The sequence below is a fragment of the Halodesulfovibrio marinisediminis DSM 17456 genome (assembly GCF_900129975.1).
In the GTDB taxonomy this organism is placed as follows: Bacteria; Desulfobacterota; Desulfovibrionia; order Desulfovibrionales; family Desulfovibrionaceae; genus Halodesulfovibrio; species Halodesulfovibrio marinisediminis.
In genome coordinates, this window is record NZ_FSRG01000003.1 from 164,735 (window position 1) to 176,368 (window position 11,634).

An 11,634-nucleotide genomic window follows, 5' to 3' on the forward strand; every position below is an offset into this window, starting at 1 on the left:
CCTCTGGTAATTGCTTGTATTTACAACCGTCAAATCGTTTGACAACTTCTTTAAAAAACAGGAAGCATATCTTTAGTTAATGATAGAAGTATACCTGTATTTTATGTTTGTGACAGGAAGAGTTTGTTCTTCCGTATTACGTCAGGTACAAGTCTAGTTGTTTCCACCACAGGTTAGCTTTATGAAAGTGAGCTTGTGATGCATCGCATATTTCGATCTCATGACCGTTTTTGGGCTGCATGTGTAACCACGGTCAGCTTTAAATATCGAATTTTCATTTCTTCAGGGTATAAAATGGACCTTAAAAAAATACAATTTGTTCGAGATATTTCCAATAATGACGAAGTGCTTTCCATCTTTTCTATTACGCAGGCTACCCTCGCGCAGGCGCGTAATGGTCCTTATTGGAGACTCGAGCTGTCTGACATGACAGGTTCAATCGGAGCAAAAATCTGGAGCCCGCTTGCTCAGCAGTTTCCGGAAATAGCTGCAGGCCAGATGTTAGCAGTTAAAGGTCGTGCCAGCACATACCGTGATATTTTAGATGTGAATATTGAACATATGAAAATACTCACACCTGAAGATACTGCTGAACTTGATATGGGTGATTTTGTTGCCGCTTCAGAGCGCCATCCAGATGATATGTATGCAGACCTTATTACCCTGTGTTCTTCAGTTCTTACACATGCTCCGTGGCTTACATTTGTTCAGTCTGCTCTTGCTGATGAAGAAATTGCCACCCGCTTTAAAAATGCAATTGGAGCAAAGAATGTCCATCACGCTTATCTAGGTGGTTTGCTTGAACACACCTTGTCTGTTGCTGAGCTGTGCATGAAGTTGTGTGATCAGTATGATGAACTCGATCGTCAGGTATTGCTTGCCGGAGCTATCTTCCATGATATCGGTAAAGCATGGGAGCTGAGTGCCGGTCTTGTGAAAGATTATACTGACGAAGGACGTCTTATCGGGCATATCAACATTGGTTTGGAGAAAGTAGAACCGTATCTTGCGGCATCTGGTTTATCTGTTGAATTACAGATGCACTTTAAGCACTTAATTCTTGGGCATCATGGTCAGAGAGAGTGGGGGTCTCCTGTTCTTCCTGCTACAGCTGAAGCACTTGTACTTCATTACGCTGATAATATTGATGCAAAGCTTGCACAGCTTCGTGGATTGTTCAGCGAGTTTGAAGACGGTGAAACAGGCTGGACACCATACCAGAATACGCTGGGACGTTTTATATTTAAACCTCATTCGACTCCAGATCCTACTAAAATTTTTAGAGACTCTCCTGTTACGAATCTTTCCGAAGGTGCTTTTAAGGTTCCAGTTTCTTCTGATGGTGAGTTTTAGCAGGCAGTCTGTGAGTCAGGCTCGTAAAAGAAATTAGCAATTAAATGTTATTCGCGATTAAGGGGAGACGGGGGCAGGGCGCTCTCTGCCTGTCGGAAATCTAGTCGTCCTTGAGGAATGAGAGATTACGGATAAAGAAAATGAACCGACTCGTCGAATGCATAATTAAGGATACAGTATGTTTATTACCTTAGAAGGAATGGAAGGTTCCGGTAAAAGTACCGTCTTGAAGAAGCTGCATGCATGGCTCGAATCTGAAGGCTATGAAGTTGTGTTGACCCGTGAACCGGGCGGTAGCGAACTTGGTAAGACTCTTCGTGCATTGTTGTTGGATGCTGAAAATACCGACATTACCAGCGAAGCAGAATTGTTCTTGTACCTTGCTGATAGAGCACAGCACGTCTCTCAGGTTATTAAACCTGCTCTTGAAGCTGGAAAGGTTGTTTTGTGCGATCGCTACGCAGACTCTACAGTTGTGTATCAGGGCTATGGTCGTGGACTTGATCCGAATTTGCTGCATTCTTTCAACGAAGTTGCGACAACAGGCTTGTGGCCGGATATTAGCCTGTTACTTGATGTAGAGCCTGAAATTGGATTACGTCGTGCTCTTTCCCGTAATATTGAGCAGGGACTTTCCCGTGCTGAAGGACGCTTTGAGGCTGAAGCAATAGACTTTCATTCCCGCGTGCGTGAAGGATATTTAACATGGGCAGCCTTGAACAATAAGCGATTTAAGGTTGTTGATGCTTCTGTAACTCCTGATGAAGTGTTTGCACAAGTCGTAGATTGTATGCGTACCGCTATTGCGATGATGAAAACAGAGAGTGTTGACTAGACAATTATTGCCGCATCATTAATGCGTAACAGAAAAAAATAAGCGGAAGAGAGCTAATGCTGCGAGCAAAAAATTCTTTAGGGGTTATCTTTTTCCCCGCATATGACTGGGCGATTAGTGCGACTCATCCAGAAAGGGAAGAGCGCCTTTTGTACACGCAGGATCAACTGCGTGAAGAAGGGCTTTTCGATATAGAAGGCATTTCTGAATACAAGCCGCTGGTGGCTTCGTTGGAAGATGTGGAGCGCACACATTTTTGTTTTCCCAATGTGGAAAGTGTGTGCACTAAATCACACTTGATCTCTGCCGGTGGTGCTATTCGTGCTGCGCAGTTGGTGATGGAAGGGGAAAAGGACAAAGCTTTTGCGCTGGTTCGTCCTCCGGGGCATCACGCTATGAAGTCTGTTCATGGTTCACGCGGGTTTTGCAATATTAATATTGAAGCCGTGATGATTGAGTATATTCGTGAAAAATACGGTCCGCTTAAAATTGCCGTTGTAGATACGGACTGTCATCATGGTGATGGCACGCAGGATGTCTACTGGAACGATAAGGATGTGCTCTTTATCTCCATGCATCAGGATGGCAGAACGTTGTATCCGGGCAGTGGTTTTCCTGCTGAGCGTGGCGGCGTTAATGCCTATGGTAAAACATTGAACATCCCGCTTCCGCCTAATACATCAGATGAAGGTTTTTTGTACGCGATTAAAAATGTCGTGTTGCCTGTGCTGGATGATTTTAAGCCGGATCTTATTATCAATTCAGCAGGTCAGGATAACCATTACTCAGACCCTATCACAAACATGAATTTTTCAGCACGCGGTTATGCGAAGCTGAACGAAATGTTGAATCCGGATATTGCCGTGCTCGAAGGTGGTTACTCTATTCAGGGTGCGTTGCCGTATGTGAACCTTGGTATTTGCCTTGCGATGGCAGGGATTGATTACGAGCATGTTGCAGAGCCTGATTTTGATCCTCAGCGCTATGCACAGACACCGCAAGTAACAGAATATATCAAGAATCTTTCCAGAGAATTACTTGAAGGATATTTTGCATCCACCACGCCGGACATTGAGGCGTTGGTGAAAAAAACAGGATATGAGCGCGATGGAGATTTCATCGTTCGTTCCAAGGATATCTATTACGATACGGACGGGATCAGTGAGAGCCAAATTGAATCCGTGGTCTTGTGTCCTGATTGCTCAGGAACATTACGTCTTGAAACGTGGTCGTCTGTTAATCCTCTGAGTCTCGGTGTAGAGGTTCCAGTAGGGGCTTGTGATCGATGCCGTGAAATTGGGCGACAAGTGCTGAAACAGGCGCGCGCCAATGAAAAATACCGATTTATTCAAAGTATAAACCGCAGGGACAAGGAGTACATGCGGTATGGATTTTAAAAGAATATATAACGGCGCGGGAGCTCTGCTCCTCGCCGTTTGTTTTTGTTTAGGCATAAATTCTCCTGTGTCGGCAAACGGGTTTGTGACACCGCAAGTGCAGCAGCAACTTGATAAAAATGACGCTCTTTATAGTTCCTTGCAGGATGCTTACACGCAGCGTAAATGGCGTCAGGTTTCAATAACCTTTGATGAGTATACCAAAGCGTTTGTTACGTTGGATTTGAAAGCTAAACAGTATTCCTCTCTTATTGTAGATGTTGAAGAGAAGCGTCGAAAAAAACGTGAGCTTGATCGTTACAACTCTCTTCGTAAACAAAAGCAGAAAGAGTATGTAACAGCTCATGGACTTGGTGCTATTGCATATGCGCACAGGAAGAAGTTTGTTGCTGCGAATGATGTGCTGAGAGAGGTGCAAGAGTACGGTGATGAGCAGGCGATTATTCCTGCGGCTCGTGGTGTCATAGCATACTTGATGAAAGACTATAATGCAGCTGAACCATTGTTGAAAACGGCTCATACTCTTGACTCAAATTTATTTGAGCCTGTGTATTACTTGTACAAGATTGCTTTTAACAAAGGTGAATACGGAACCGCGTTTTTCTGGATGGAAAAGACAGCTGCGTTGAAGCCGGAGCGACTTGATTTGATCATGGCGCAGGCTCAGCTTTTACAAAAGTTGGGACAGTCTTCTGCAGCCGAACTTATGTACACTCAGCTGATTAAACTGGATTCCAGCAATGCCGTCGCCTATAATAATCGAGGCTATTGCAGAATTGCTTTAGGAAAACTGGATGCTGCTTTCAGTGATTTCAATAGCGCATTGGCCATTAATGATGCCTATTCTGAAGCGTTGTTGAACCGTGCCGCATTGTGGCGCGCTACAGGAAACCTTGCTGCTGCATTGAAGGATTTGAATTCAGGACTCAAATCTACGCCTAGTGATACTCGGTTACTTGTTTCCAGAATGCAGACACAACAAGATATGGGAAACTATGTATTAGCTAAAGAAGATATGGAGCAAATCCTACTTTTGTCGAATTCTATTTCAGCAGTGAATGAGGCAGGATGGTTTTTGGCTACTTGTCCTTCTGATACAGTCCGCGACGGAAAACGTGCTGTAGAACTACTGCTACCTATAGTTAAACGAAGCAAGAGACATCCTCGAGTCTTAGATTCATTGGCTGCCGCATATGCAGCTTCCAATGAATTTGATAAGGCTGTAGCTACCCAGCAGGAAGCGTTAACACGTGGAATTGAATATCGATTACCAAACTACCAGCTTACTAATTACGAGAAGCGACTTGCTTTGTATGCTGAGAGTCGGTCATTTAAAACCAGTATGGATTAATACTATGACAAACCCGATTGATACTTATTGGACGTTACGTCTCGCTGAACTGAAAGAGACTCTTGAGAAGAATAACTTTGATGTATTCATGGCAGACTCAGTTACTGATGCAAAAAAAGTTTTTGATGAGCAGATAATGCCTTCTCTTGAAGGTGTTAAGACAGTGTCGTTCGGTGGTTCCGCTACGTTGATGAAAACTGGCATTGTTGAAGCAGTGCGTGCTGACGAGTCTTTAGATGTTCTCGACACGTATGATAAGTCACTGCCGAATGATGAGAAGTATGAGCTTCGCCGTCAGGCATTGCTGGCAGATCTTTTCCTTACAGGCACTAACGCTGTGACTGAATGCGGTAAGCTTGTAAACCTTGATATGATAGGTAACCGTGTCGCAGCATTAAACTTTGGTCCTAAGCATGTTGTGCTGTTTATCAGCCGTAACAAGTTGGTGGAAACTGTAGATGATGCAATGTACCGTGTTAAAGACTATGCAGCACCGGTTAACACTATGCGACTGGATATGAAGACCCCTTGTAAGAAGACAGGGCACTGTATGGATTGTTCCAGCCCGCAGCGCATTTGTAATATTTGGACTATCACTGAAAAGTCTTTCCCTGCAAAGCGCATTAAGATTGTGTTAATCAACGAAGATGCCGGCTTCTAGCCTGAAGGCAAATTTCCGGTAGAAACGTAACTGATTCCAGACGATGACAGCAGTGCGGCTGCCGATGCTGGCAACGCACTGCTGATTTCCGATATCCTGTCATGCTGTTTTGTTTCAGTATGACTCCGGTTGTACGGCAACGAGCTGTACATGCATTGAGTGCCGTATGGACTGTCCCTGCGGACATACGTCCACGTGCTGTATTTCTTTTTGGATTAATTCAGTACGTGCCAATTGAGGATGCTGGATGTGAGCGCTGTTAGGCTATTATGAAACGTTGGTCGGACTACGTCCCAGCAATGCGGAGGGAGGAGCATTACTGGAAAAGGGCGTAAGGGGCACATGCTGATTGCTGTTGATTTGGCTACATAGGAGTGGTCGAAGCTGCATTTAGTAAAGGAAGATTACTTCTTATCGCCGACCTGTATGGGAAACCGTACACGAACATTCTTGTCCAGCAAATGGTTCCAAGACTTGATGACTGATAATTTGCATCTTACGGACGGAGCACCATGTTTCTGAACGAGCATTTGAGCAAGAAGTTGTTTGGCGTGGCTGGAATTATTACCCCTGAGGGAACTCTTTTAACACCTGACTCTGTAACTGTTCCCAAAAACATGAGTCCACCTTGGTACCTGAAAGCACAGGTGCTGACAGGCGGACGCGGAAAAGCTGGTGGCATTTTGCGGGCTGACAATCCGGAAGAGTTTCACCAAAAAGTTGATAAGATTTTCAACATGCACATTAAAGGCAATTCAGTTCCTTTTATCCGTGTGGAGCAGGCAACTGATATTGCAAAAGAGTGCTACCTTTCTTTTGTGCTCTCCCGTGAGCGCAAAGACCTTCTCTTCACAGTAAGTTCTGCCGGTGGAATTGAAGTTGAAAATTCCACTAAGGCTGCAAAACCGTTGATTCAGCGGGTACACCTTCTTTCTGGTTTAAAAGATCATCACTTGCGTGCTGCTTTTTTTGAACTCGGCGTAACTAAAGAGCATTATGCCGGTTTCCGTGATCTCGTGAAAAAACTATATGGCCTCGTAACGAAATTCGGCTTGCTTATGGCAGAAATCAACCCTCTTGTTATTACAAAGCAAGGGGAATGGATGGCGCTTGATGGTAAGGTTGAACTCGATGACAACATGGTCGACCTTTATCCGGATAAATTGGAGGAATACTATACTCCTGAGCATCATTCCTATGAAGAAAATATCGCTCGTGAAGCTGGGCTCAGTTATGTGGAGCTAAAAGGCTGGGTAGGTATTCTGGTGAATGGTGCAGGACTTGCCATGGCAACAATGGACTTGTTGAATTTCAATGGATTAACAGCTGCAAACTTTATGGACTTGGGAGGCGCTGCAGACAGGGAACGTATTAAACGTGCCCTTGATCTTCTTTTTGGAAACGATGATGTGAAGGCTGTGTTTATCAACCTCTTCGGTGGAATTGTTTCCTGTAAGGAAGTTGGTAAAGCGTTGTTAGCAGTTCTAGGTGGAAAGCCTGCGCCAAAACCTATTGTTATCCGCATGGCTGGTTTTGAGTCTGAGGAAGGACGTGCCTTAATGCAGGAAGCATCCGTTGAAAATGTCTTTATTGCGGAAGAGATGAACGAGGCGCTTGAGACATTGCATTCCCTCAAACCTGTAGGTGCTCCAACGGTTGACTTTGTTTTGGATAAAGAAGCGTTACCTTCTACTATGCCTTCGTTTACTCGCACAGGCATCGCTAATGTTCTGGGGATTAATAAAGATACTCAGGTACTTGTTCAGGGTATCACTGGCAAGGTTGCACAGCGGCATGTCGCTTTGATGCAGGAGTACGGAACAAATATTGTTGCTGGCGTGACACCGTTCAAAGGCGGGCAGGAAGTAATGGGAATTCCCGTATATAACTCTGTCCATGAGGCAAAGAAACATCATCGTATCGATGCTTCAATTGTCTTTGTCCCTGCCGGATTCGCTGCTGATGCGGTTGCTGAATCCGCTGCGGAGGATGTTCCGTGGGTTATTTGCATTACTGAAGGAATTGCTCAGGCCAGCATGTTGTCTGCGTTGAAGGAAATTGCAGGTTCCAAGACTCGGATAATTGGCCCAAATACGCCGGGAATTATTGTCCCGGGGCAGTGCAAGATAGGCATTATGCCTGCCAAGGTTTTTACTCAGGGCAACGTAGCAATTTTCTCACGATCCGGAACATTAACTTATGAAGCAGCGGATAGACTTTCACGAGCTGGAATTGGACAATCATTCTGTGTCGGAATCGGCGGTGATTCATTTATAGGGACAAGTTTTACTGACTTGTTTGAGCTAGTCCGTAATGATGATAATACGCACGCCGTACTGATTCTTGGTGAAGTTGGCGGGGCTGCAGAAGAAGAACTTGCCCGCTATGTAAAAGTGACAGGTTTTGAAAAGCCGGTAGTATCCTTTATTGCTGCCCGTACGGCTCCTCCGGGAAAAAGACTTGGACATGCTGGTGCAATTCTTGATGAAAAAACAGGCGGGATTGAGGGCAAACTTCAAGCTATGCGGGATGCAGGTTTTGTTATCAGTCCGGATTTGGCTCAGCTCCCAGAGCTTGTTGGTAGTGTCTTGGAAGGAGTTGAGGCGAAGTCTGCTGTGTAGTTTGTGTCTGGTAGAGTTTTACACATTATTTGTGGATAAAAAAAGGGGAACCAACAGGTTCCCCTTTTTTTATCGCTTGTTTTTGCCGAACTAGATTTCGAACAGCATTTCAAGATCGTCTCTGGTGAGAGATTTCCATGCTTCCTTACCTGGAATGATGGAGTCTGCAACACCTTTTTTCATGTCCTGAAGTTTGAGGATCTTTTCTTCAACAGTATTCTGACAAATCATTTTGTATGAGAATACTTGAGACTTCTGGCCGATTCGGTGAGCACGGTCAGTTGCCTGATCTTCAACAGCAGGGTTCCACCAAGGGTCGTAGTGGATAACGTAGTCAGCACTTGTAAGGTTAAGACCAGTACCACCTGCTTTCAGGGAAATAAGGAAGATAGGAATATCCGGAGATTCGTTAAACCTGTCTACCTGATCGAAACGGTCTTTGGATGTACCGTCGAGGTACGCATACGGGATGTCTGCAATTTGCAGCCAAGAGCGGATGATATGCAGCATGGATACAAACTGTGAGAACACCAGTACTTTATGGCCTTCTGAAACAATGTCAGTAATCATGTCCTTGAATGCATCAAACTTACCGGAAGGCAGGTTTGTAGTGAATCCAGGCATGTTGAGATTGAGAAGGCGCGGGTGACAACAAATCTGACGAAGCTTGAGAAGTGCATCCAGAATAGACATTTGGCTTTTTGCCATGCCTTTTTCGTCCACGTCAGACATAACCTGTTCTTTGAGCTTGGCAGCAAGAGCGCCGTAAAGCTCTGCCTGCTCTTCGGCAAGCGCACAGTACTGAACGTTTTCAATTTTAGGCGGCAGGTCTTTTGCCACTTCTGACTTTGTACGACGCAAGATAAATGGTCTTACTCGGGTACGAAGCTGTTCAATTGTTTCTACGTCACCATCTTTAATTGGCTTCACAATACCACGCTGGAAAGCGTGTTGTGAGCCAAGGAAGCCCGGCATCAGGAATTCGAACAGAGACCACAGCTCGAAGAGGTTGTTCTCAATCGGGGTACCGGAGAGACAGAGTCTCTGCTTGGCGTTGATCTTACGAACAGAGCGGGCTGTGATGGTGTTCGGGTTCTTAATGTTCTGTGCTTCGTCAAGAATGATAGAGTTGAACTCGTAGTTTTGTAACTCTTCAAGGTCACGGCGAAGCAGGGCGTATGTTGTTACAACCAGATCGGAGTCATTGATCTGTTTGAACATGTTCTCACGACGGGTACCGTAAATAATAAGACGCTTAAGTTCAGGTACGAACTTAGATGCCTCACGATCCCAGTTAGGAAGAACAGAGGTCGGTACAACAATAAGGTTAGGGCCGGTATCACCACGCTCGACCATGTGCTGAATGAAGGACAGAGTCTGGATAGTTTTACCAAGACCCATTTCATCAGCAAGGATGCCGCCAAAACCGTATTCACGCAGGAAGTTAAGGTAACTGAGACCTTGCTGCTGGTACCCTCGGAGTGTTGCCTGCAAACCGTCTGGCTGCTTAACCATGGCAATCTCTTTGAAGGTATGAATTTTCTCGCGCAGAGTATCCCAGAAACCGTCTGTTTCAACTTCAGGAAGATCATCAAGCAGGTTGTCCAGTACAGGCGCTTCGTACTGCTCAAATCGCTGCTGTGGTGGTTTTTCCGGATCAAGGCCCATAGCACGCAGTTTGTGTGCAACTTTTTCAAGCCATGATTCTGGCAGGCTGGTGTCTGAACCGTCTTTCAACTGAACATAACGTTTGCCCTGAGACCACGCCTTCCAAATAAGGTCGATTGGAACTTTCTGACCGTCGTAATCAACTTCGATATCGAGGGAGAACCATTTTTCTTCTTCGTTGGATTCCACCGTGGCGTTAATAACCGGAGTGGCGAGGCGAACCTTGTACTTGGAGAGCGCTTTTTCACCGTATACACGGTACTGCTCAATAAGTTTAGGGTACGCATCCAAAAGGAAGGTAATAGCTTCTTCCGGCTCGAGGAACCAGATACGGTTGTTACGTGGCTGGAAGTTCATATCAAGCAGTTCTTCTGCGAGCTTTGCCTCTTCGTCCTGCATGCGGCGAATAAGGTATGTTGTGCCCTCGAAAGAGTAACTGCCTGTCATAAATTCAGGGTTAGGTCCCGGAAGCAGGAATTCACCATGAATAGTTTCGTAAAAGTTCTGAATTTCCAGTGTAAGCAGTGAGCCTTCTTCATCAAGGAAAAGTTTCGGGTTGTATGTACCTGGAACGAAGATTGGTTCCATGTGCTCCAGAAACTTCTCTGGCTCGTGCAAGTCGGAAGTCGGGAATTGTGTCCAGACTCGGTCAAGAAACTCCGGAATATCGTCACGGCTTACGTGTGGCGGATGCTGCACAAGGTCCTGAACAAGTACGGAGTCCAGAGTTGTGTGAACAGGGTGGAAACCCTTTTTCCAGCAAACCCATAATGGCATCTGACCATGGAAGCTGACATCTTCTTCTGTAATAGATAACGGCTGCTTGCCGCTTCCTTCAATCATTACAGCAAAGGAGAGACCGGTTTCTTCAAGATCTGGCTTGAGCTTAAGCTGCATTGTAGTGGTTTCAATACGGCATGGCTTATCTGTGTCCTGCCAGAACAAGTAGTACTCGTTCTTAACAGTCCAGAGGAACCATGTGAGCAGCCCGTCAGGAATCTCTACACGATGTCCGAAGTAGTCGTTGTATTTACCGACTTGTTCCAGCAATTCGGCAAGACCCGGAGTTTGTTCGTGCCAGTCCGGATGGTCAAGGATCTGCTGGATTGTAATTTCGTTATGTACGGTGGACAGTCCGGATTTGTTCTGTCTCGCACGAAAGAACGAAACCTGCAGTCTGCCCGGTTCTGGGTGAAAACGGTAAAGAAGGTAATGTCTACCGGCTTCTGGCTCAAGCTCGGTTGCAAAGTAAGACCTGAAATTCTGTCTCCAGTCAGAGCGTGGCTTTGCAGGCGCAGTTTCAGCAGCACCACCTTCTTCAAGAGAAGGGATGAACTTAAGTGCAGCAGCGCCGACGTGACGGCACGCACCGGAAAATGCCTCAGGACAGTTGCAGATGAAGTTTGTGGAATTCTCATGGAAATCCAGTGAGATTTTCGGAGAATAAATCTGAAAATCTTCACCCTGCACTGTACCGGAGATGTCCCAGTATCCGTCCCCCTTTTTGACACTAATCTTCTGAACTCCGCCGGAGTCTAAAAGATATTGGGAACCTTCGATAATATATTCTGGAATGGTACTTGATACCAATTCGTGAAGCAGTTTTTTTGCGGAAGCCTCATCCATCTAAAAAAGCTCCTTGTGGAGTATGTAACGCCGTTACAGCGTCCTGCTATGTTACCCTATAGCAAGAGGGGCATATGGTTATTCAAAATTCAATCAGTTTTCAATAGGGTAGAAGTTTGTTA

The 11,634-nt window shown here is 45.4% G+C and carries 7 protein-coding genes; 6 read left to right on the plus strand and 1 reads right to left on the minus strand.

Going from position 1 to position 11,634, the window contains the following annotated elements; translation table 11 throughout:
- Positions 1 to 294: 294 nt before the first annotated feature.
- The 6 genes from BUR09_RS00815 (at position 295) to sucD (ending at position 8,218) form a co-directional block, all read left to right on the plus strand.
- Positions 295 to 1,353 carry a 3'-5' exoribonuclease YhaM family protein gene (locus BUR09_RS00815; RefSeq protein ID WP_074215073.1) on the plus strand — a complete coding sequence of 353 codons (1,059 nt, stop codon included), beginning with the start codon at positions 295 to 297 and terminating at the stop codon, positions 1,351 to 1,353.
- Between the two features lie 178 nt (positions 1,354 to 1,531).
- Positions 1,532 to 2,188: a dTMP kinase gene (gene tmk, locus BUR09_RS00820; protein ID WP_074215074.1), complete on the plus strand. Its 657-nt coding sequence runs from the start codon at positions 1,532 to 1,534 to the stop codon at positions 2,186 to 2,188.
- A gap of 56 nt (positions 2,189 to 2,244) precedes the next feature.
- Positions 2,245 to 3,585, plus strand: a complete 1,341-nt coding sequence (locus BUR09_RS00825; protein ID WP_074215075.1) for a histone deacetylase family protein — start codon at positions 2,245 to 2,247, stop codon at positions 3,583 to 3,585.
- The gene (locus BUR09_RS00830; protein ID WP_074215076.1) at positions 3,575 to 4,936 is read left to right on the plus strand and encodes a tetratricopeptide repeat protein; all 1,362 of its coding nucleotides are present in this window, start codon (positions 3,575 to 3,577) and stop codon (positions 4,934 to 4,936) included. The genes BUR09_RS00825 and BUR09_RS00830 overlap by 11 nt, the downstream gene beginning before the upstream one ends.
- 4 nt (positions 4,937 to 4,940) lie before the next feature.
- The gene (locus tag BUR09_RS00835; RefSeq protein WP_074215077.1) at positions 4,941 to 5,597 is read left to right on the plus strand and encodes a lactate utilization protein; all 657 of its coding nucleotides are present in this window, start codon (positions 4,941 to 4,943) and stop codon (positions 5,595 to 5,597) included.
- Between the two features lie 512 nt (positions 5,598 to 6,109).
- Positions 6,110 to 8,218: a succinate--CoA ligase subunit alpha gene (gene sucD / locus BUR09_RS00840; protein WP_074215078.1), complete on the plus strand. Its 2,109-nt coding sequence runs from the start codon at positions 6,110 to 6,112 to the stop codon at positions 8,216 to 8,218.
- Between the two features lie 90 nt (positions 8,219 to 8,308).
- Here sucD and BUR09_RS00845 read toward each other — a convergent pair whose 3' ends face one another.
- Positions 8,309 to 11,512: a DEAD/DEAH box helicase gene (locus BUR09_RS00845; protein ID WP_074215079.1), complete on the minus strand. Its 3,204-nt coding sequence runs from the start codon at positions 11,510 to 11,512 to the stop codon at positions 8,309 to 8,311.
- Positions 11,513 to 11,634 lie beyond the last annotated feature (122 nt).